Source organism: Rhizobium sp. FY34, from assembly GCF_005222845.1.
Taxonomy (GTDB): Bacteria; Pseudomonadota; Alphaproteobacteria; order Rhizobiales; family Rhizobiaceae; genus Neorhizobium.
Window position 1 is genome coordinate 132,426 of the sequence record NZ_STFZ01000002.1, and the last position, 20,554, is coordinate 152,979.

Annotated in this window: 20 protein-coding genes; 4 read left to right on the forward strand and 16 right to left on the reverse strand. The window is 59.3% G+C overall.

Going from position 1 to position 20,554, the window contains the following annotated elements:
* Positions 1–156: 156 nt before the first annotated feature.
* Genes ntrC through dusB form a run of 3 tightly spaced genes read right to left on the reverse strand, consistent with a single transcriptional unit; the run spans position 157 to position 3,772 of the window.
* Positions 157–1,608 carry a nitrogen regulation protein NR(I) gene (ntrC, locus tag E8M77_RS01710; protein ID WP_137128884.1) on the reverse strand — a complete coding sequence of 484 codons (1,452 nt, stop codon included), beginning with the start codon at positions 1,606–1,608 and terminating at the stop codon, positions 157–159.
* Entirely contained in the window at positions 1,605–2,756 is a 1,152-nt protein-coding gene (locus E8M77_RS01715; RefSeq protein WP_137128885.1) for a nitrogen regulation protein NR(II), read from the reverse strand. Before E8M77_RS01715 ends, ntrC begins: the two co-directional genes overlap by 4 nt.
* A complete protein-coding gene (gene dusB, locus E8M77_RS01720) occupies positions 2,753–3,772 on the reverse strand; it encodes a tRNA dihydrouridine synthase DusB (protein ID WP_170975707.1) in 1,020 nt (339 codons plus the stop codon). Before dusB ends, E8M77_RS01715 begins: the two co-directional genes overlap by 4 nt.
* A gap of 169 nt (positions 3,773–3,941) precedes the next feature.
* On the opposite strand from dusB, the gene E8M77_RS01725 reads away from it, so the two are divergent.
* The gene (locus tag E8M77_RS01725) at positions 3,942–5,132 is read left to right on the forward strand and encodes a bifunctional 2-C-methyl-D-erythritol 4-phosphate cytidylyltransferase/2-C-methyl-D-erythritol 2,4-cyclodiphosphate synthase (RefSeq protein ID WP_137128887.1); all 1,191 of its coding nucleotides are present in this window, start codon (positions 3,942–3,944) and stop codon (positions 5,130–5,132) included.
* Complete coding sequence (locus E8M77_RS01730) at positions 5,129–5,629, forward strand: CinA family protein (protein ID WP_137128888.1); 501 nt, start codon at positions 5,129–5,131, stop codon at positions 5,627–5,629. Before E8M77_RS01725 ends, E8M77_RS01730 begins: the two co-directional genes overlap by 4 nt.
* Here E8M77_RS01730 and E8M77_RS01735 read toward each other — a convergent pair.
* Positions 5,620–6,063, reverse strand: coding sequence for a type II toxin-antitoxin system RatA family toxin (locus tag E8M77_RS01735; protein WP_137128889.1), 444 nt, complete (start codon positions 6,061–6,063; stop codon positions 5,620–5,622). The genes E8M77_RS01730 and E8M77_RS01735 overlap by 10 nt on opposite strands.
* 184 nt (positions 6,064–6,247) lie before the next feature.
* Here E8M77_RS01735 and E8M77_RS23800 point away from each other — a divergent pair, with 184 nt between their 5' ends.
* The gene (locus E8M77_RS23800; RefSeq protein ID WP_170975701.1) at positions 6,248–6,454 is read left to right on the forward strand and encodes a hypothetical protein; all 207 of its coding nucleotides are present in this window, start codon (positions 6,248–6,250) and stop codon (positions 6,452–6,454) included.
* Positions 6,455–6,457: 3 nt separating this feature from the next.
* On the opposite strand, the gene lipA is transcribed toward E8M77_RS23800, so the two are convergent.
* The 10 genes from lipA to eno all read right to left on the reverse strand — a co-directional run bounded on the left by lipA (position 6,458) and on the right by eno (position 16,158).
* Positions 6,458–7,435: a lipoyl synthase gene (lipA, locus tag E8M77_RS01740; RefSeq protein WP_137128890.1), complete on the reverse strand. Its 978-nt coding sequence runs from the start codon at positions 7,433–7,435 to the stop codon at positions 6,458–6,460.
* A gap of 31 nt (positions 7,436–7,466) precedes the next feature.
* Positions 7,467–7,715, reverse strand: coding sequence for a GlsB/YeaQ/YmgE family stress response membrane protein (locus tag E8M77_RS01745; RefSeq protein WP_137128918.1), 249 nt, complete (start codon positions 7,713–7,715; stop codon positions 7,467–7,469).
* A gap of 229 nt (positions 7,716–7,944) precedes the next feature.
* Complete coding sequence (gene lpdA, locus E8M77_RS01750) at positions 7,945–9,390, reverse strand: dihydrolipoyl dehydrogenase (RefSeq protein ID WP_137128891.1); 1,446 nt, start codon at positions 9,388–9,390, stop codon at positions 7,945–7,947.
* Between the two features lie 84 nt (positions 9,391–9,474).
* Positions 9,475–9,741, reverse strand: coding sequence for a YdcH family protein (locus tag E8M77_RS01755; RefSeq protein WP_137128892.1), 267 nt, complete (start codon positions 9,739–9,741; stop codon positions 9,475–9,477).
* 90 nt (positions 9,742–9,831) lie between these two features.
* The gene (locus tag E8M77_RS01760; protein WP_137128893.1) at positions 9,832–10,470 is read right to left on the reverse strand and encodes an SGNH/GDSL hydrolase family protein; all 639 of its coding nucleotides are present in this window, start codon (positions 10,468–10,470) and stop codon (positions 9,832–9,834) included.
* Between the two features lie 14 nt (positions 10,471–10,484).
* Positions 10,485–11,807, reverse strand: coding sequence for a pyruvate dehydrogenase complex dihydrolipoamide acetyltransferase (locus E8M77_RS01765; RefSeq protein WP_137128894.1), 1,323 nt, complete (start codon positions 11,805–11,807; stop codon positions 10,485–10,487).
* Between the two features lie 15 nt (positions 11,808–11,822).
* Positions 11,823–13,211: a pyruvate dehydrogenase complex E1 component subunit beta gene (locus E8M77_RS01770; RefSeq protein ID WP_137128895.1), complete on the reverse strand. Its 1,389-nt coding sequence runs from the start codon at positions 13,209–13,211 to the stop codon at positions 11,823–11,825.
* Between the two features lie 16 nt (positions 13,212–13,227).
* Positions 13,228–14,268, reverse strand: a complete 1,041-nt coding sequence (gene pdhA / locus E8M77_RS01775) for a pyruvate dehydrogenase (acetyl-transferring) E1 component subunit alpha (protein ID WP_137128896.1) — start codon at positions 14,266–14,268, stop codon at positions 13,228–13,230.
* A 144-nt stretch (positions 14,269–14,412) separates the two neighbouring features.
* Positions 14,413–14,730 carry a septum formation initiator family protein gene (locus tag E8M77_RS01780; protein WP_137128897.1) on the reverse strand — a complete coding sequence of 106 codons (318 nt, stop codon included), beginning with the start codon at positions 14,728–14,730 and terminating at the stop codon, positions 14,413–14,415.
* 153 nt (positions 14,731–14,883) lie between these two features.
* Entirely contained in the window at positions 14,884–16,158 is a 1,275-nt protein-coding gene (gene eno, locus E8M77_RS01785) for a phosphopyruvate hydratase (RefSeq protein ID WP_137128898.1), read from the reverse strand.
* Positions 16,159–16,463: 305 nt separating this feature from the next.
* On the opposite strand from eno, the gene E8M77_RS01790 reads away from it, so the two are divergent.
* Positions 16,464–18,284: a methyl-accepting chemotaxis protein gene (locus tag E8M77_RS01790; protein ID WP_137128899.1), complete on the forward strand. Its 1,821-nt coding sequence runs from the start codon at positions 16,464–16,466 to the stop codon at positions 18,282–18,284.
* A 55-nt stretch (positions 18,285–18,339) separates the two neighbouring features.
* On the opposite strand, the gene kdsA is transcribed toward E8M77_RS01790, so the two are convergent.
* Positions 18,340–19,188 carry a 3-deoxy-8-phosphooctulonate synthase gene (gene kdsA, locus E8M77_RS01795; RefSeq protein WP_137128900.1) on the reverse strand — a complete coding sequence of 283 codons (849 nt, stop codon included), beginning with the start codon at positions 19,186–19,188 and terminating at the stop codon, positions 18,340–18,342.
* A gap of 3 nt (positions 19,189–19,191) precedes the next feature.
* Positions 19,192–20,043 carry a VOC family protein gene (locus tag E8M77_RS01800; protein ID WP_137128901.1) on the reverse strand — a complete coding sequence of 284 codons (852 nt, stop codon included), beginning with the start codon at positions 20,041–20,043 and terminating at the stop codon, positions 19,192–19,194.
* Positions 20,044–20,554 lie beyond the last annotated feature (511 nt).

Genomic DNA, 20,554 nt, shown 5'->3' on the forward strand with positions numbered 1-20,554 from the left:
GTTATCCGAAAAATGCAGAAACAGCGCAAACACGTTGCGTGGCCAGGAACCGGCCGACACTTCGCACGTTACCGCCCATCGACATCTGCGTGACTATTGAGCAACGCATTGTGGCGAAAATGCAACGATGTGACGATGCTTGTCAAGCAAACTCGGTCAGGCGCTGCGGGAGCTGCGATAGACGGAAACGCCAAGTTCCCGGATCTTCTTGCGAAGGGTATTGCGGTTGAGTCCAAGCAGGTCGGCAGCCTTGATCTGGTTACCGCGTGTGGCGGTCAATGCGGCCAGTATCAGCGGATATTCCATCTCGGTCAGTACCCGGTCATAAAGGCCGGGCGGAGGCAGCGCCTCGCCAAAACTGGAGAAATAACTGCGCATATTCTCCTCCACCGCCTGGGCGATGGTGAGATTGCCGGTGCGGGCGCCCATCTTGTCGATTGGGCTGTCCGGCACATCCGAACGCAGCTCGGAATCCATGATCTCGCGGGTGATGACTTCCTGTGGATAAAGCGCCATCAGACGGCGCACGAGGTTTTCCAGCTCGCGCACATTGCCAGGCCAGGCATAGCCCTTCATGATTTCCAGCGCTTCGCTGTCAAAGCGCTTGGCGTCGAGACCTTCCTTTTCACCCAGTTGCATGAAGTGGCGCACCAGATCGGCAATGTCTTCGGCGCGGTCGCGCAGCGGCGGCAGGCGCAGGGGCACCACGTTCAGCCGGTAATACAGGTCCTCACGGAACAGGCCCTGGTTGATCAGCTGTTTCAAATCCTTGTTGGTAGCAGCCACGATGCGCACATCGGTGCGGATTGGCGTGCGCCCGCCAACCGTCGTGTATTCTCCCTGCTGCAGCACGCGCAAAAGACGCGTCTGGGCATCCATCGGCATGTCGCCGATTTCATCAAGGAAAAGCGTGCCGCCCTCGGCCTGCTCGAAACGGCCGGTCGAGCGATTCTGCGCGCCAGTGAACGCGCCCTTTTCGTGGCCGAACAGTTCTGATTCGATCAGGTCGCGCGGAATGGCGGCCATGTTGATGGCAACGAAGGGGCCATTGCGGCGCTTGCCGTAGTCATGCAGCGCACGTGCGACGAGTTCCTTGCCGGTGCCCGATTCGCCGGTAATCATCAGCGTCAAATCTGTCTGCATCAGGCGGGCGAGAACCCGGTAGATTTCCTGCATGGCGGCCGAGCGGCCGACCAGCGGCATGCCATCCTGCGTATCATCATCGAGCTTGGCCGGCCGACGCTTCGGTTCCGACAGCGCCCGGCCGATGATGGCGATCAGTTCCGTCAGATCGAAGGGCTTTGGTAGATAGTCATAAGCGCCCTTTTCAGAGGCCTTGATGGCCGTCATGAACGTATTCTGGGCGCTCATAACCAGAACCGGCAGCTCGGGCCGCGCCTTCTTGATGCGCGGCAGAAGGTCGAAGGCGTTCTCGTCCGGCATTACCACATCGGTCACCACGAGGTCGCCCTCGCCGGCGGAAATCCAGCGCCATAGCGTGGCGGCATTCGAGGTGATGCGCACATCGTAACCGGCCCGCGTCAGGGCCTGGTTGAGCACGGTGCGGATGGCGGCGTCGTCGTCGGCGACAAGGATCGTAGCAGTCATTTATAGCTTCCTGTCGTGTTCAAGGTGCGGCCTTCATCGGCGAGGCCCTCTTCCTTGTGCATGGGCATCAATACGCGGAAAATGGTGCGGCGCGCCTGGCTGTCGCATTCGACAATGCCACCATGGGCGCCGATGATCTTGGCCACCAGCGCCAGTCCCAGGCCCGAACCATTGGTCTTGGTGGTGATGAAGGGGTCAAACAGATGCGGCACCAGATCGCTGGGGACGCCGGGGCCATTGTCGATGACGCAAAATTCCAGCGGCAGCGAGATTTTCTCGCGGGTACCGGCCACCGACAGGCGAATGCCGGGGCGATAGGCCGTGGTCAGCATGATTTCGCCATCCTGCTGGTCGCCGATGGCTTCCGCCGCATTCTTGATCAGGTTGAGGAAGACCTGAACCAGTTGGTCACGATTGGCATAGACCGGCGGCAGCGAGGGATCGTAATTCTCGGCAATCTTGATATCGCGGGCAAAGCCGGCCTTGGCGATTGCCTTCACATGATCAAGCACAGAATGAATGTTGAGCGGCAGGCGATCGACCGGGCGCTCATCGGAAAACACCTCCATTCGATCGACCAACGACACGATGCGGTCGGTTTCGTCGCAGATGAGGCGCGTCAGCGCCCGGTCTTCATCCGGCACCGAGCTTTCCAGCAATTGCGCCGCACCCCTGATGCCCGATAGTGGATTCTTGATCTCATGTGCCAGCATCGAGGCAAGGCCCGTCACCGAGCGGGCCGCTGCACGATGGGTCAGTTGGCGGTCGATCTTGTCGGCCATCGAGCGTTCCTGGAAGACAACCACCACAGAGCCGGGCTCGCTGACGACCGGCGCCACATAGAGGTCAACCAGCTTGTCCTGACCCAGGCGCGGCGATGACAGGTCAACGCGGTATTCATTAACCGGGGCCCGGCGCTCGCGGACCTGATCGATCAGTGCCAGAAGCGGACTTCCAAAGGGGATGAAGGTCGAGATCTTGTTGCGCGCCAGATGCGAGGCGCTGGCGCCGAAAAACGCCTCCGCTTCCCAATTGGCGAAGGCGATGCGCCCGACCTCGTCGACGAGGATGACCGGGTTCTGGACGGAATTGAGAACCGCCATGGCCAGTACATTGGCCGTGCCGGCATCCTGCGAATTCTTGCTCATGCAGCCTCCTTGCATAGGGTACCGGAGCTGCCGGACAATTGCTCACCAAGGACGCGGAGAACCACGTCGGCATTCTTTTCAGTCATCAAGGCAGCCTTCACCTCCACCGGCGTTTCCGGCGCACAACGATCCAGATACCAGCCCACATGCTTGCGGGCGTGGCGCAGGCCGGCCTCGCGGCCATAAAATGACAGCATCATCTCGTAATGCTCGCAGGCGACAGCCGCGCGCTCATCCGCAGCCGGCATAGCATGGCCCGCCAGAACACCGGGATGCCAGGGGCGCCCCTGCGCGCCACGGCCAAGCATCACGGCATCAGCTCCGGAGCGCTTGAGGATCTCGTTCGCATCTTCGGCCGTCTCGACGTCGCCATTGGCAATCAGCGGAACGGTCAGAACCTCGCGCACCGGCCTTATGGCGTCCCAATCGGCGCGACCCTCGTAAAACTGCATGCGGGTGCGACCATGCACGGTAATCATCCGGACGCCCGCCTCTTCGGCCCGCCTTGCAATCAGCGGCGCGTTGAGCGAATTTTCGTCCCAGCCAAGCCGCATCTTCACCGTGACGGGCACGTTGACGGCGGCAACCACGGCCTCGACCAGCGACAGCGCATGGTCTGGATCGCGCATCAGCGCCGAGCCCGAATAGCCACCCGTCACCTTCTTGGCCGGGCAACCCATGTTGATGTCGATGATATCGGCGCCATTGGCTTCAACGATACGTGCCGCCTCGCCCATCCAATAGGCCTCACGGCCGGCAAGCTGGACCATATGCGGACGAATGCCGGTGCCCTTCAGCCGCTCCCAGGATTCGCCCTTGTTGTGCGCCAGCTCGCGGCTTGCCACCATCTCGGTCACGACCAGCCCCGCACCATAGCGCCAGGCCAGCTGGCGAAACGGCAGATCCGTCACGCCGGACATCGGCGCAAGCACAATTCTGTTGCGGATAGCGACAGGCCCGACGGAAAATGGCGATGCGAGATCAATGAGACTCAATTGATGATCTTTCGGGCACACGGGATTTCTGCCCTATTTTTATTCAGTCTTTCGGCGTTTGCCAAGTGCTATTCCCTGCCTGCGATATTTCTAGGCGATGCGCTGGAAATGGCGGTTTTGAGTCTATAGTCCTCCAGTGTCAATTCCTTATATCAAACAAATCGATCCAGCAGTTCTCACAGGCAGTTTCATGAAGATCGGCATCATTATCGTGGCGGCAGGACGGGGGGAACGCGCAGGCTCTCCACAGGACGGCCCGAAACAATATCGCCTGATCGGTGGCGAGCCGGTGATCCGCCATACGCTGCGCCCGTTTCTCGGCTGGCGCTGCTGCGGACCGGTCGTCACCGTCATCCACCCGGACGACAGAGCCCTGTTTGACGCCGCCGTGGACGGGCTGGATATGAGCCAGTCAATCCGCACCACATTCGGGGGCGCCAGCCGCCAACAATCGGTGCTTGCCGGGCTAAAGGCGCTGGAGGCCGAAGGTCTCACACATGTGATGATCCATGATGCGGCACGCCCCTTTATCGATCACGCCCTTCTCGACCGGATTGCGGATGCATTCAAAGAAGGCCATGACGCAGTGCTTCCCGCCATGGCGGTCACCGACACGCTGAAGCGTGCCAGCGCCGATGGTACCGTGGAGGCAACCGTATCGCGTGCCGGGCTCTATGCGGCACAGACGCCGCAGAGCTTTGCCTTCACCGCCATCCTGGCGGCCCATGAAAAGGCCGTAGACCTTGGCCATCATGACTTTACCGATGACGCCTCAATTGCCGAATGGGCGGGTATTCCTGTCCACCTGGTCCAGGGGTCACCTGACAATATCAAGCTTACCATCGGACGGGACATCACCATGGCGGACGAAAAACTGAACCAGGCGCTGCCGGATGTGCGCACCGGAAATGGCTATGACGTGCATCAGCTGGTGCCAGGCGATGGCGTCACACTCTGCGGCGTCTTCATGCCGCATGACCAGAGGCTGAGCGGTCATTCGGATGCCGATGTGGCGCTGCATGCGCTGACCGATGCGCTGCTGGCCACCTGTGGCGCCGGCGATATCGGCGATCACTTCCCGCCGACCGATCCGCAATGGAAGGGTGCTGCCTCGCGCATTTTCCTTGCCCATGCGGCAGAGATCGTCCGCGCCCGTGGCGGTATCATCACCAATGCCGATATTTCGCTGATTGCCGAAGTGCCGAAGATTGCCCCGCATCGCGATGCCATGCGCCAGAACATGGCAGACATTCTCGGCATCGCGCTCGATCGCTGCTCGGTCAAGGCCACCACCAACGAAAAGATCGGCTTTATCGGGCGCAAGGAAGGCATTGCCGCCATCGCAACGGCCACCGTCATCTATGGAATGCTGAAGCCATGAGCCTGTTTTCGCGCTCGACCGAGGACAAGGCCGCACGGCTGATCGCCGCCTGCCGCAGCCGCGGCATGATGCTGGCCACCGCTGAATCCTGCACCGGCGGGCTGATTGCCGCTGCGCTGACCGATATCAGCGGCTCCTCGGCCGTCGTCGATCGCGGCTTCGTCACCTATAGCAACGAGGCCAAGCAACAGATGATCGGCGTGGAGGCCTCTGTTCTCGCCAAGCATGGCGCCGTCTCGCGCGAGACGGCGCTGCAAATGGCGCGCGGCGCACTTATACGCTCACGCGCAAACCTTGCCATTGCGGTGACCGGCATTGCCGGACCTGGCGGCGGATCGGTGGAAAAGCCGGTCGGTCTCGTCCACCTTGCAGCCATCAGCAAAGACGGACGGCTGATGCATCGGCAGATGAGCTACGGCGAGCTCGGTCGCGACGGCGTGCGCATGGCAACGGTCGAGACGGCGCTCGACATGCTGCTGGAGCTTTCTCAGGCGTAAATCTTGTCGGCGCGCGCTTCGAAGGCTTCGGCAAACATGCGGAAGGCGCGGTCGAACATCGAGCCCATCACGGCGCCGAGAATGCGGCTCTTGAACTCGTAATCGATGTAGAAATCGACAATGCTGCCGCTTTCAGCCGGCTGGAATTTCCAGCGATTATCGAGGTACTTGAACGGCCCCTCGATGTATTTCACATCGATCGTCAGCTCTGCCGGATTAAGCAGAACCTGGGTCGTGAATGTTTCCCGGATTGCCTTGTAGCCAACAGTCATGTCGGCCACCAGCAGCGTCTTGCCGTCGCGCTCCTTGCGCGAACGCACGTTCAACGCTTCGCAGAGCGGCAGGAATTCTGGGTATCTATCGACATCCGCAACCAGAGCAAACATGTCTTCTGCGGAGTGCCGGACGGGGCGATGGTTTTCGAACTTAGGCATGACCCTGAGCTAATCGCGCAAACCCGAAATGGCAAGAGACAGTTATACCGAGTGTCGCTCCCTTGGCGCATTCGCTTTAGCAAGATCAAATCCACTAATATGAATTTAACCTTTGTCGCCAAGAATTGAGATGACGAGATAGACAGACACACCTTCGAAACCACGACACGGCGTAGATGATGCTATGGCAGATACAAACAAGGGAAGTCGAGCGGCGCGAACGATGGATGACTTTACCCAGCTCATGCGGATGCTTGAATCCGCCCGCCAGCTCGCCGACATGAATCAGCTGTCAATGCTGACCTATCTGATTGAAATGGCAAAAGACGAGGCACGCTGCCACCGGCTGGTGCTGCGCGAACGCAAGCGCGGTGAAGTCATCAACCGCTGAGAATTATTCCGCAGCCGCCAGTACCTTCTTTTCGCGCGCCGCCCGCAACCGGGCAAAATCGTCACCGGCGTGATGCGAGGAGCGTGTCAGCGGGCTCGATGCCACCATCAGAAAACCCTTGGTATAGGCAACCGTTTCATAGGACTTGAATTCTTCAGGCGTAACGAAACTCATCACCTTGTGATGCTTGCGCGTCGGCTGCAGATACTGACCGATGGTCAGGAAATCGACATCTGCGGTGCGCAAATCGTCCATCAGTTGCAGCACTTCATTACGCTCCTCGCCAAGGCCGACCATGATGCCGGACTTGGTGAACATGGTCGGATCAAGCTCCTTGACCCGCTGCAACAGACGCACCGAATGGAAATAACGCGCGCCGGGGCGTACCGTCAGATAGTTGCCGGGCACGGTTTCCATATTGTGATTGAATACGTCGGGCTTGGCCGCCACGACACGCTCCAGAGCACCCGGTTTTTTCAGAAAGTCCGGCGTCAGGATCTCGATGGTGGTCAGCGGCGATGCGGCCCGGATTGCCCAGATCACCTTTTCGAAATGCTCAGCCCCTCCATCGGCCAGATCGTCACGATCAACCGAGGTAATCACGACATGCGACAGGCCCATCTGCTTGACAGCCTTGGCGACATTCTCCGGCTCGTGTTCATCCAGTGCATTCGGTTTGCCGGTTGAGACATTGCAGAAGGCGCAGGCGCGCGTACAGATCTCGCCCATAATCATGAAGGTCGCGTGCTTCTTGTCCCAGCACTCGCCGATATTGGGGCAGCCAGCCTCTTCGCAGACCGTGACGAGCTTATGCTCCTTCACGATCGAACGCGTTTCGGCATAGCCCTTGGAGGTCGGCGCCTTGACGCGGATCCATTCAGGCTTGCGCATCACTTCCGTATCGGGCTTGTGGGCCTTTTCCGGATGGCGAATGCGCTTGGCATCGTCCGGCGAAGACATCCGATCGAGAATTGTGACCATGACTTGCTGCTTTCCTGTCCGCTTGCGCGGGTTAGCGTCTTACGAGTTTTGCGACAAATAGCAGAGCGCAGGCACCGAGGAAACCGCTGACGAGACCGCCCCAGATACCCGGCTCAACCCATATCCCGGCCCGCTGCAGAATGGCACCCGCAAGAGCGGCACCCACCACGCCGATAACGATGTTCATGAAGACGCCGAAACGCAGATCCATCAACATGCCAGCCAACCAGCCGGCGAGACCGCCGATGATGATTGTACCAAAAAATCCCAAGCCTTCCATGACCGTCCTTTCGTGTTCGGACACTCATATGGTCCCTCAAGGACCCAATCACAATGCTCGCCTTCCACAACAGGCATCAGAGATGCCTTACCCCTCATCCGACCTGCCGGCCAACTTCTCCCCGCAGGCGGGGTGAAGGACATAGGCGGAAACGCTTCGCATGTCTCGTCCCCTCTCTCCGCATTGCGGGGAGAGGGTTAGGGTGAGGGGCAAGCCCCAATGGTCCAGACTAGGCGTTGAGCACCTTGCCATAGGCGTCGAGCACGCTTTCCTTCATCATTTCCGACAGGGTCGGATGCGGGAAAATCGTGTGCATCAGCTCTTCCTCGGTGGTTTCGAGGTTCATGGCGATGACGAAGCCCTGGATGAGTTCGGTCACTTCGGCGCCCACCATATGCGCGCCGATCAGTTCGCCGGTCTTCTTGTCGAAGATCGTCTTCACCATGCCCTGGTCTTCGCCCAGCGCGATTGCCTTGCCATTGGCGGCAAAGGAATAACGGCCGACACGGATGTCGCGGCCTTCCGCCTTCGCCTTGGCTTCGGTGAGGCCCACCGACGCGACCTGCGGATTGCAATAGGTGCAGCCGGGAATCTTGGACTTGTCCATGGCATGCACGCCCGGCAGACCGGCGATCTTCTCGATGCAGACCACGCCCTCATGCTCGGCCTTATGGGCCAGCATCGGCGGACCGGCCACGTCGCCAATCGCATAGAGGCCCGGCACATTGGTCTTGCCATAGCCGTCGATGACGATGCAGCCGCGATCGGTCTTCACGCCAAGCGCTTCCAGGCCGAGATTTTCGATATTGCCCTGCACGCCGACAGCCGAGATCAGGCGATCTGCCGTGATCGTCTGCACCTTGCCATCCTTGGTCTCGATATGGGCGGTGATGGAATCCGCACCCTTGTCAACCTTGGACACCTTGGCTTCGGTGATGATCTTCAACCCGCGCTTTTCCAGCTGCTTGCGAGCGAAGGTGGAGATCTCCACGTCTTCCACCGGCATGATATTGGCCATCAGTTCGACAACCGTTACATCGACACCCATCGAGCGGTAGAAAGAGGCAAACTCAATGCCGATGGCGCCAGACCCCATGACGACGATGGATTTCGGCATGAAATCCGGCTTCATGGCCTCAAAATAGGTCCAGATCAGCTTGCCATCCGGCTCGATACCGGGCAGCGCACGCGGGCGCGCACCGGTGGCGACGATGATATGCTTGGCCGTATAGGTGCCCTCGCCCAGCACGCCCTTCGGAATGGGGTTTTGCGGCAGGACCACCGGCTTCGTCATTGCACCAACGACAATCTCGCCGGGCTTGGTCAGCTTCGCTTCGCCCCAGATCACGTCGATCTTGTTCTTCTTCATCAGGAAGCCGACGCCGCCGTTCAGCCGCGCGGAGACACCGCGCGAGCGTGCAACGACATCCTTGACGTCTGCCGTCATGGTGCCGATCAGCGTCAGGCCGAAGGCTTTGGCATGGTTGGCATTGTCCAGAACTTCCGCCGAGCGCAACAGCGCCTTGGTCGGGATGCAGCCCCAGTTGAGGCAGATGCCGCCCAGATGCTCGCGCTCGACGATGGCGGTCTTCAGACCAAGCTGCGCTGCCCGGATGGCCGTGACATAGCCGCCCGGACCCGAGCCGATGATGATGATGTCGTAGGACTGAGCCATGGACGCTTCCACTCCTTGATAAGATCGCGTAACCGGCAATTGCCGTCTCACTTTTATCGTTGCGGGAGTGGAAGCTTGCGGGTCCTAGACCTCAACCTCGGAGGCAACCGGTTCCGCACGCACCAACATCCCGTGTATTTCATCCTTCACCGCCAGACGCTGCTTGCGCAGATCCGCCATGTGAAAGTCATCGCAGGGCTCGATATTCGTTTCGGCCCGATGGATGCGATGGTTGACCTCTTCATATTCCACCGCAAGCCGGTGAAAGTGACCGTCCGTCTCGCGCAGGTGGCGCATCTGGACCAGCTGGTCCGGAAACTCTTCTGCAAGGTGATGGGGTGTGTGCGACATGATCGTTCCTCCGTTTGGATGATGCGATCACGTTACAACCACCGGCTCCCTCTCCTCCTTGACCCTGATCAAACCAAGTCTATCGGTTGATCAAAGTCCCAGCATCATGCGCACGACAGGCTCAAGCCCGCGTCCGATCGCCCGCGTATTCTCTGCATCCAGATGAATGCCATCGAGCGGCGTTGTTTCAGCCACCGAGCCCGCATCGAAGAAGCCGCAACCCGTTTCATCGGCCAGGTCCCGGTAGAGGCTGGCCAGCATTGCCGATTCCTCCAGCGCGCCGCGAAACATCGCCGCAAACGGCGCATTCGCCGTCTCGCAAACCGGCGGCGGTGATACGAGAAGTATATCCGGCGCATCGAAATCGCTTGCCCAGACATGGTAGCGAATGATGTTCACCAGCCGCTTCATGCCGCGCACGGCAGCAAAGGCCGACCCGGCCGGCCCTCGCTTCAGATCATTGGTGCCAAGCATGATGATGACGAGATCGAGAGGCGCATGCGTCTCCAGAATGCTCGGCAGCAGCTTGGCGCCATTTCTCTCGCAATCCGCCAGATGATCGTCATAGGCAGTGGTGCGTCCATTCAGGCCCTCAGTGACCAGATTGACCGATGAACCGAGCGCGCGGCCAAGCACGCTCGTCCAGCGATCTTCATAGTCATGCCGACCAAGAGATACAGGATCATATCCCCAGGTCAGGCTGTCGCCGTAAGCGAGAACGGATTTCATCGCCCGCTCCCAGATTACACCAGCATGCCCATCGGGTTTTCGATGTAGCGCTTGAAGGCGCCGAGCAGTTCGGCCCCGAGCGCGCCATCAACGCAGCGGTGGTCGGTGGACAGGGTCACGGACATGACATTGGCGATCTTCATCTCGCCGTTTTTGACCACGACCCGTTCCTCGCCCGCGCCCACCGCCAGAATGGTGGCATGCGGCGGGTTGACGACGGCGGAAAAGTTCTTGACGCCCATCATGCCCATGTTGGACACGGCGGTCGTGCCGCCCTGGTACTCTTCCGGCTTCAGCTTGCGGTCCTTGGCGCGCTTGCCAAGATCCTTCATTTCCGCCGAAATGGCAGACAGGGTCTTGGTTTCGGCCTTGCGGATGATCGGCGTGATCAGGCCGCCGGGGATCGACACGGCAACGCCGACGTCCGCATGCTTGTGCTTGACCATATTGGTTTCGGTCCAGGACACATTGGCATCCGGCACATCGCGCAGGGCAAGCGCCATGGCCTTGATGACCATGTCATTGACCGAGAGCTTGTAGGCCGGTGTCCCATCCTTGCGCGGCGCTGCATCGTTCAGCTGCGCACGAAGGGCGAGCAACGCATCCAGTTCGCAATCGACCGTCACATAGAAATGCGGGATCGTCTGCTTGGATTCCACCAGACGCTTGGCAATCGTCTTGCGCATGCCGTCATGCGGCACGAGCTCGTAGGAGCTCGGGTCGAACAGCTTGAGCACGGCATCGTCGGAGGCAGGTTTTGCCATCGTCGGAGCAGCGGCAGGCGCAGATACCGGAGCGGATGCGGGCGCAGCCTTGGCGGAACCGCCAGCAACTGCCTTTTCCACATCGGCCTTGACGACGCGACCCTTCGGACCGGAGCCGGAGACCTTGGCGATATCCACACCGGCTTCCTTGGCAACGCGGCGGGCAAGCGGCGATGAAAATACGCGGTCGCCCGTGGCAGCCAGAGCCGCGACTGGAGCAGCTTCCGCCTTGGTCGAGGGCGCAGGCGCAGCCTCGGCCTTTGCGGCCGGTGCGGCTTCCGCCTTTGCCGGCTGAGCGCCACCGCCGGCAGCGGCTGCCGAGACATCCTCGCCTTCAGCGGCAAGAATGGCGATCAGCGCATTGACCTTGACGCCTTCGGTGCCGGCAGGAACGACGATCTTGGCGACCGTGCCCTCATCGACGGCTTCGACTTCCATGGTGGCCTTGTCGGTCTCGATCTCGGCGATCACATCGCCGGACTTAACCTTGTCGCCTTCCTTGACGAGCCACTTGGCGAGGTTGCCCTCTTCCATCGTGGGAGATAGGGCGGGCATCGTGATGTTGATAGGCATCTTTCCGCCCTTCCCTTATTTGTAGCAGACAGCTTTGACGGCCTGGACGACTTCGCCGACATTCGGCAGAGCCAGTTTTTCGAGGTTGGCCGCATAAGGCATCGGCACATCCTTGCCGGCAATCGTCAGCACCGGCGCATCGAGGTAATCGAAGGCTTCGCGCTGCACGCAATTGGCGATGAAATCGCCGACCGACGACTGCGGGTAACCTTCCTCGATGGTAACAAGGCGACCGGTCTTCTTCACCGAAGCGATAATCGCCGGAAGATCCATCGGGCGGATAGTGCGCAAATCGATCAGTTCGACATCGATGCCGTCCTTCTCGAGCTCCGCCATCGCCTTCAGCGCATAGGTCATGCCGATGCTCCAGGACACGATGGTGACGTCCTTGCCGGTCTTGTGGATGCGCGCCTTGCCAATCGGCAGGACGAAATCGTCCATCTTCGGCACTTCGAAAGACTGGCCATAGAGAATCTCGTTCTCAAGGAAGACAACCGGGTTCGGATCGCGAATGGCAGCCTTCAGGAGACCCTTGGCGTCGGCTGCCGTATAAGGCATGACGACCTTGAGGCCCGGAATGCTGCTGTACCAGGCGGCGTAATCCTGGCTGTGCTGCGCACCAACGCGGGCGGCAGCACCGTTTGGACCGCGAAACACCATGGGCGCGCCCATCTGGCCACCGGACATGTAAAGCGTCTTGGCCGCCGAGTTAATGATGTGGTCAATCGCCTGCATGGCAAAGTTGAAGGTCATGAACTCGACGATGGGCTTCAGGCCCGCCATGGCCGCACCAACCCCAACGCCGGCAAAGCCGTGTTCGGTGATCGGCGTATCGATAACGCGGTTGGCGCCGAATTCCTGAAGCAACCCTTGAGTGATCTTGTATGCGCCCTGGTATTCAGCAACCTCCTCGCCCATGACGAAAACGTCTGCGTCACGGCGCATTTCTTCCGCCATGGCATCGCGCAGCGCTTCACGCACCGTCGTCATCACCATTTCGGTACCAGCCGGAATATCCGGGTCGCTGGCAACATCAGCCTTGGGTGCTGCCGGAACCTTGGCAGCCGCCGGCGCTTCGACCGGATCTGATGCCTTGCCGCCAGCCGATTCGGAGACAGTTTCAGCCTTCGGTGCCGCAAAGCCGATGGAATCGGCGCTATCGCCTTCCTGCAGGAGCACTGCAATCGGCGTGTTGACCTTGACGTTTTCGGTGCCGGCGGCGATCAGCAGCTTGCCGATCACGCCTTCATCGACGGCTTCCACTTCCATGGTTGCCTTGTCGGTTTCGATTTCAGCGATCACGTCGCCGGAGACGACCTTGTCGCCCTCGTTTTTCAGCCACTTGGACAGCGTGCCTTCTTCCATCGTCGGAGAAAGGGCGGGCATCAGGATATCGATCGGCATGGGTTCCCTCCCCGATTTACAGAAGAATGTCGGTGTAGAGCTCGGACACATCCGGCTCCGGATCGCTCTGGGCGAAGTCGGCACTGTCGGCGACAATATCGCGAACATCCTTGTCGACGACCTTCAACTCATCCTCGGTAGCCCAACCCTTTTCGATCAAGCGCAAACGCACCTGCTCGATCGGGTCATGTTCCGACCGCATTTTCTGCACTTCATCCTTCGACCGGTATTTGGCCGGATCCGACATGGAATGGCCGCGGTAACGATAGGTGAGCATTTCCAGAATGATCGGACCCTTGCCGGAGCGGCAATGCTCGACAGCTTCGTCGGCCGCAGCCTTCACGGCGCGCACATCCATGCCATCCACCTGAATGCCGGGGATGCCGAAAGAAGCGCCGCGCTGCGAGAAGTCGGTCTGAGCAGAGGCGCGCGACACAGAAGTACCCATGGCGTAGCGATTGTTCTCGATCACGTAGATGACCGGAAGCTTCCACAACTGCGCCATGTTGAAGCTCTCATAGACCTGACCCTGATTGGCCGCGCCGTCGCCGAAATAGGCAACCGAGACATTATCATTGCCGCGATACTTGTTGGCAAAGCCAAGGCCGGTGCCGAGCGAGACCTGCGCGCCGACGATGCCGTGACCGCCGTAAAACTGCTTCTCCTTGGAGAACATGTGCATCGAGCCACCCTTCCCCTTGGAAAGGCCGCCGCGACGACCGGTCAGCTCGGCCATCACGCCGCGCGCACTCATGCCGCAGGCCAGCATATGGCCATGGTCACGATAACCGGTAATGACCTGATCGCCTTCCTTCAAGGCCATCTGCATGCCGACGACGACAGCTTCCTGGCCGATGTAAAGGTGACAGAAGCCGCCGATGAAGCCCATACCATACAACTGGCCGGCCTTTTCTTCAAAGCGACGGATCAGGAGCATCTCGCGATAGGCATTGAGTTCCTCAGCCTTGTCGAACTCGGCGATAGCACCGCCATTGCTCTTTGCAGGCTTGCCGCCTGTCTTCCGACCGGCCGCGGACGCGACTTGCTTGGGCGCCATACATAACCTCCCTGCGTGTTTGTTGGTTGAGCGTACCATAAGCAAGAATGCACGCCCCAGCAATGCCATAAATGCATGGCTCACATGATATATAAAGCTATGAAAATTCAGGGAAAAAGGAAGATTAACCGTATTTCGGTTAATTTAGAAATAGCTATTAAAGATCACAATCTCATCGTTGCGCGACACGTTAAGCTGATAACGCGCCACCTCGTCGAGCATATCTTTTTCCAGCGAGCCGTCGCTCAGCAATTGCACCTGTCGTTCAAGGGATTCCCGCTGCTCCACCAGCTTGGCCAGTTGCGCTGCCCGCTCCACCCGCATGCGCTCGAATTTCTCGGTGGCGATGAGACCAAGATCGCCATGCACGGAATGATAGCTGAAATAGGAGAGGAAAGCGATGGTGATGGCGGGTAGGACCAAACGCCCGAATTTTCGCTCTTTATGATGTCTGGTCCACATATGGATCTTGCCCTGAAACGCATTACACCGTTCAAATTCGCAGATCTTGTTTAACCAATCGTTGCCCGTGGCCGGCAAATGGAACCGCGCAACGACAAAGGCGGCAGCTGTTGCCAGCCGCCGCCTTGACTACACGCAGATGTGATGGGCCAATCAGGCCTTGAGGATGGAGCGACCGGCAAAGGCCGCCTGCGGGCCGAGCAATTCCTCGATGCGGATCAGCTGGTTGTACTTGGCAATACGGTCGGAACGCGACAGCGAACCGGTCTTGATCTGTCCGCAATTGGTGGCAACAGCGAGATCGGCGATCGTGGAATCTTCCGTTTCGCCCGAGCGGTGCGACATGACGGCGGTATAGCCTGCCTTGTGCGCAGTCTCGACAGCGTCGAGAGTTTCCGTCAGCGAGCCGATCTGGTTGACCTTGACCAGGATGGAGTTGGCAACGCCCATCTTGATGCCGTCGCGCAGGCGCGCCGAATTTGTAACGAAAAGGTCGTCGCCGACCAGCTGAACCTTGGAACCGATCTTGTCGGTCAGATACTTCCAGCCTTCCCAGTCATCTTCCGCCATGCCGTCTTCGATGGAAATGATCGGATACTTGGCGGCAAGCTCGGCCAGGTAATCGGCCATGGCTTCCGGCTCCAGCGTACGGCCTTCGCCTTCCATGACGTATTTGCCGTCCTTGAAGAATTCTGTCGAAGCGCAGTCAAGGGCGAGATGAACGTCGTCACCCGGACGGTAACCGGCCTTCTCGATCGACTTCATGATGAAGTCGAGGGCTTCCGGCGCACTCTTCAGGCCCGGCGCAAAACCGCCTTCATCACCCACATTGGTGTTGTGGCCGCCAGCATGCAGTTCCTTCTTCAGCACGTGGAAGATTTCCGAACCCATGCGAACGGCTTCACGCAGGTTTTCCGCGCCGACCGGCATGATCATGAATTCCTGGAAATCGATCGGATTGTCGGCATGCGCGCCGCCATTGATGATGTTCATCATCGGAACCGGCAGAAGACGGGCATTGGGACCACCCACATAGCGGAACAGCGGCAGGCCGGATGATTCGGCGGCCGCCTTGGCCACGGCCAGCGACACGCCGAGTATCGCATTGGCGCCGAGGCGCGACTTGTTATGCGTGCCGTCGAGCGCGCACATCAGCTCGTCGATGAGGATCTGGTTTTCGGCATCATGGCCGCCGATGGCATCGAAAATCTCACCGTTGACGGCATCGACAGCCTTCTCGACGCCCTTGCCGTGATAGCGCTTGCCGCCGTCACGCAGTTCGACCGCTTCGTGCGCTCCAGTGGATGCACCAGAGGGAACCGCTGCGCGTCCCATGCTGCCGTCTTCCAGATGGACGTCGACTTCGACGGTCGGATTGCCGCGGCTGTCGATAACTTCGCGCGCGATGATGTCGGTGATGGCTGTCATGAGCTTTTCCTGCTGGTAGGTGCGGTGGAAACCATCGCCTGTCTTAATCGACCGAGCGGAAAATACAATGGCAGGCATATGACAGCCGCCAGCCCGGAAAGCGCCGCGCGAATATTAGCGATCCAATAACCAAGGATCTCGCACGCAACCCAGACTAAGCACAACTTCTAATTCTTGCCTCAAAAGTTTAAGAACACCTTTATAAAAAAGTAATTCATTCCGAGTGATATTCTAAATCGGAGAGCCGCTTGCGAATCGTCAAGTAGAATCGGCTCAATTTTCTGGTCTTCGGAAGGTGTAAGCGCATGAAAGTGACTATTGCTCGGAGCCTGCTTTTGTTCGGGATCCTCGTTGGCTCCGGCGTCGGGACGGCAATTTCCATCCAGAACTATGCGTTTGACCGGCTGCGTGTAAATGGCCCAGTGTATCAAGAGGTTGTTTTTGGCAAGGATCTTGTAGCCGATATTCTTCCGCCGCCCTTGTTTCTTGTCGAAGCCTATTTGCTGGCGACCGAAAGCGCCGTTTATCCAGAGCTTGCCGGCATTAACTTGAGTAAGATTGCAGATCTGCGCAAAGCCTATGCGGAGCGCAATGCCTATTGGGAAAGCTCGACGCTCGACCCCGTCTTGAAAAACGGTCTCAAACAGAAGGTCAGGCCGACATCGGAGCGTTTCTGGCAGGTCATCGAGGGTGACTATGCCAAGGCTGTCGCCTCCGGCAATGGTGATGCGATCCGCGCTGCCTCCGCAGTCCTGCGCGCTGCTTTCCAGGCGCATCAGAATGAAGTCGTCACGCTCGTCACCTCCGCCAACGCCTTCCTGGCGGCTGCGGAAAAGACGGCCGCCGAGGAGACGAATTCTCTTACGGCAATTTCCTACGGTGCCGCCGGTGCTGCCCTTCTGTTGCTGGTCGCCGGACTTGTGGCGCTCCATCGCCGCGCAATCCGGCCGCTCAGCGGCATGCGCGACTATATGAGTGTTCTGGCTGGCGGCGATTACTCCAAATCCGTTCCCTATGACGACAGACAGGACGAAATCGGCGAGATGGCGGCAGCCGTCACCGTCTTTCGCAGCAATGCGCAGGAGCGCATTGCAAACCGCCAGCGCCAGGATGAAGAACGCGAAGCCAAGCTGCTGGCCGAACGCCAGGCGGCTTCCGAGCGTGCCGCAGAGGATGCTGCCCGCGCCCGCGTGCTGGAAAACCTGAGCCGGGGCCTTGAGCGACTGGCCACTGGTGACCTGACTGCCCGGTTGAGCGAGCCCTTTACCCAGAGCTATGAGAAGCTGCGCCAGGAATTCAATGGCAGTATCCAGTCGCTGGAAGAAACGCTTTCGCAGATCATCCAGGCCATGCAGGCGGTGAAGAGCGGTGCAGCCAGTATTGCCGACGGCACGGACAACCTGTCACGCCGCACCGAAACGCAGGCAGCCTCGCTGGAGGAGGCAGCATCCGCGCTCAACCAGATCACCACGACAGTAAAGACCACCACCGACCGTGCACGGGAAGCCAATACGCGCATGGTGGAAACCAAGTCGAGCACCGAGCAATCGACAGAGATTGTCCGTCAGGCCGTCACCGCCATGTCGAAGATCGAGGAATCCTCGACGCAGATCCGGCAGATCATCAGCGTCATCGACGAAATTGCTTTCCAGACCAATCTTCTGGCGCTGAATGCCGGCGTTGAGGCGGCACGCGCCGGGGAGGCCGGCAAGGGATTTGCCGTGGTTGCCCAGGAAGTGCGCGAACTGGCTGGCCGGTCCGCCAATGCGTCGCGCGAAATTCGGCAGTTGATCGATGCATCGACAAGCCAGGTCGGAACAGGCGTGGCGCTTGTCAATCGTACCGGCGAGGCGCTGGGCACGATCGAGCAGCAGATCCAGAGCGTCAATTCGCTGATCAGTGCCATCGTTTCATCCTCGAGTGAGCAGTCCTTCGCGCTCAGCGAGGTCTCTGAAGCCGTCAATCGCATGGACCAGGTCACCCAGCAGAACGCCTCCATGGCGGAAGAAGCCAATGCAGCCTGTCGCGACCTGAACGCGCATACCGACGCGCTGAACCATCAACTCGCCCGCTTCCGACTCGGCAGTGCAGGACGACGTCAGGAACGCGTTCGCATGGCATCCTGACAACGGAAAGGGCGGCTCACCACCCCGCCCCTTTTCACATTTATAAAGGCTCTTCTCAGGCGGACTTTGCTACCGCGTCAAAGGCCAGAAGCGTTTCCAGCAAACGCTTCAGATCTTTCAAATGCACCATGTTCGGGCCATCCGACGGCGCATTGTCCGGATCTTCATGCGCTTCGATGAATACGCCGGCCACACCGACCGCGACGGCTGCGCGCGCCAATGTCTCGACGAATTCACGCTGACCGCCGGATGAGGCGCCCTGCCCGCCCGGCTGCTGCACCGAATGGGTCGCATCGAATATGACCGGCGCGCCGAGCGATGCCATGATCGGCAGCGAGCGCATGTCGGAGACCAGCGTATTATAGCCAAAAGAAGCGCCGCGCTCACACAACAGCACGTTGGGATTGCCGCTTTCCGTAAATTTGGCGAGCACGTTCTTCATGTCCCAGGGCGCAAGAAACTGACCCTTCTTGACATTGATGACCCGACCGGTCTTTGCCGCGGCCACCAGCAGATCTGTCTGGCGGCAGAGAAAGGCCGGGATCTGCAGGATGTCAGCCGTGCCAGCCACCAGCGCGCATTGCTCTTCCGTGTGAATATCGGTCAGCACGGGAAAACCGAATTCTGCCTTCAGATCGGCAAAGATCTGCATGGCCGCGTCGAGCCCGATGCCGCGCTTGCCAGCAATCGAAGTGCGGTTGGCCTTGTCGAAGGATGATTTGTAGACAAGCTGGATTCCGAGTTCGTCGCAGATTTCCTTGATCTTGCCCGCCGTCATGAAGGCATGGTCGCGGCTTTCCATCTGGCAAGGCCCGCAGATGAGCGACAGACGACCGGTATTGGAGAACAGAACCTGGCCGGCACCTTCGCCGACCGAAACTTGCTTATTGGCTATGACCGCCATGCTTCAACCCTCAAAGGCAAAGGCGACGCCCTGTCCAGGCGCCGCCGAGACGACAATGCGTGCGTCTCTCTTTTCGAATGGCACCTGATTAGCAGCGAGAAGCTTTTCTGTCACCGAAAGATCGGCAACGCGAAAAACCAGCATATGAGCGGCAAGCGGCGCATGGGCGGGGCCTGGAAGATCCGCTGCGTCGGTCATGAGCCTTATGCGCCCGTTCGGCAGGATAAAGAGATCCGCTCCATCCTCCTTGACGGCGCTTTGCCCTGTCAGGCGTTCAAGAACCGACACAAGCCTTGTCGGCTCTGCGCTCGACAGCACGATTTCCTTCAGCGCCAGAACGCCATTTACATGATTCTCCAATGCGGTTCGGTCGGCAGGCAGCGGGTTCAGCCGCTCGCAACTGAACAGGAAGAAGGCATCCGAACCGCAAGCATCAACAAAGGAAAGCCGGAAGCGCGCCGTGACCGCCTGCCCGTCTGCCGTCAACGCCTGTCGCGAAAACTCCAGCATATCGCCGCCAGAGATGCCGTCAGCGATGAAATATTCGTGATCCGCTGCCGCATCCGCACTGGTCACGACCAGTGCAGACATCCCGTCTTCGCCAAATGCTGCACGGAATGCGATATCGCGGGCGGTAAACTGGTTGCCGTCCTGTGCCGAGCGGCGCACCAGGTTTTCATCGCGCCAGGCGAGCGGCTCCAGATAGGTGCCATCGGCCAGGAAGACACAAGAGTTGGACGTGCCGAACGGATGATCGGCATCCGGCGCCACGGTAAATCCAAGCACGCCATAACGGCTTCGCGCCGTGCCAAGATCCACAACGGGCAAAACAAGGTGATCGATTCGGCGTGTCATGGCATCTCCTGCATCACGGCATTGGAAACTAGCCGGTGCGTCACACAAAAACAGGCCCCATTCCACCTGTTCATAACAAGTGGGGGGTATCTTCCATTCTAGATGAGAGGAATTTGAATTAGATTCAACCACGCCAACGGTTTACGGCGCAAAGAGTGATTGAAGAAGTGAGCGAACCGACTTTAAACGGCGGGAAACCCGGTCATAAACTTTCACATGGTCGACATTTCATAGGCAAGTCATCGACACTCTTGGACAAGACGTTGCACGTTCAAGCCGTGCGTCAGCGAAGCGAAGTCGCGGCGTGGGTCTTAACGAATGCTACTTGCAGGCGACCAAATTCGGTCATTGCGCGAGTTCTCTTTGGATTTTTCCCGTAAATTGTTTACAGGGTTGAGTAGGTTCGGTGTGCGCGACCGGTGATGGTCCAGCTAGCTATCCGAATGAATGCCAGATCACCCTGGGCATTCCCAATGAAGCAGGGCGGCGATGGCCATGAGCGCTAATTGGA

Bases quoted from the DNA above. Each gene is read 5' to 3' on its own strand.
- ntrC (WP_137128884.1), bottom strand. From the start codon at position 1,608: ATGACTGCTACGATCCTTGTCGCCGACGACGACGCCGCCATCCGCACC.
- E8M77_RS01715 (WP_137128885.1), bottom strand. From the start codon at position 2,756: ATGAGCAAGAATTCGCAGGATGCCGGCACGGCCAATGTACTGGCCATG.
- E8M77_RS01725 (WP_137128887.1), top strand. From the start codon at position 3,942: ATGAAGATCGGCATCATTATCGTGGCGGCAGGACGGGGGGAACGCGCA.
- E8M77_RS01730 (WP_137128888.1), top strand. From the start codon at position 5,129: ATGAGCCTGTTTTCGCGCTCGACCGAGGACAAGGCCGCACGGCTGATC.
- E8M77_RS01735 (WP_137128889.1), bottom strand. From the start codon at position 6,063: ATGCCTAAGTTCGAAAACCATCGCCCCGTCCGGCACTCCGCAGAAGAC.
- E8M77_RS23800 (WP_170975701.1), top strand. From the start codon at position 6,248: ATGGCAGATACAAACAAGGGAAGTCGAGCGGCGCGAACGATGGATGAC.
- lipA (WP_137128890.1), bottom strand. From the start codon at position 7,435: ATGGTCACAATTCTCGATCGGATGTCTTCGCCGGACGATGCCAAGCGC.
- E8M77_RS01745 (WP_137128918.1), bottom strand. From the start codon at position 7,715: ATGGAAGGCTTGGGATTTTTTGGTACAATCATCATCGGCGGTCTCGCC.
- lpdA (WP_137128891.1), bottom strand. From the start codon at position 9,390: ATGGCTCAGTCCTACGACATCATCATCATCGGCTCGGGTCCGGGCGGC.
- E8M77_RS01755 (WP_137128892.1), bottom strand. From the start codon at position 9,741: ATGTCGCACACACCCCATCACCTTGCAGAAGAGTTTCCGGACCAGCTG.
- E8M77_RS01760 (WP_137128893.1), bottom strand. From the start codon at position 10,470: ATGAAATCCGTTCTCGCTTACGGCGACAGCCTGACCTGGGGATATGAT.
- E8M77_RS01765 (WP_137128894.1), bottom strand. From the start codon at position 11,807: ATGCCTATCAACATCACGATGCCCGCCCTATCTCCCACGATGGAAGAG.
- E8M77_RS01770 (WP_137128895.1), bottom strand. From the start codon at position 13,211: ATGCCGATCGATATCCTGATGCCCGCCCTTTCTCCGACGATGGAAGAA.
- pdhA (WP_137128896.1), bottom strand. From the start codon at position 14,268: ATGGCGCCCAAGCAAGTCGCGTCCGCGGCCGGTCGGAAGACAGGCGGC.
- E8M77_RS01780 (WP_137128897.1), bottom strand. From the start codon at position 14,730: ATGTGGACCAGACATCATAAAGAGCGAAAATTCGGGCGTTTGGTCCTA.
- eno (WP_137128898.1), bottom strand. From the start codon at position 16,158: ATGACAGCCATCACCGACATCATCGCGCGCGAAGTTATCGACAGCCGC.
- E8M77_RS01790 (WP_137128899.1), top strand. From the start codon at position 16,464: ATGAAAGTGACTATTGCTCGGAGCCTGCTTTTGTTCGGGATCCTCGTT.
- kdsA (WP_137128900.1), bottom strand. From the start codon at position 19,188: ATGGCGGTCATAGCCAATAAGCAAGTTTCGGTCGGCGAAGGTGCCGGC.
- E8M77_RS01800 (WP_137128901.1), bottom strand. From the start codon at position 20,043: ATGACACGCCGAATCGATCACCTTGTTTTGCCCGTTGTGGATCTTGGC.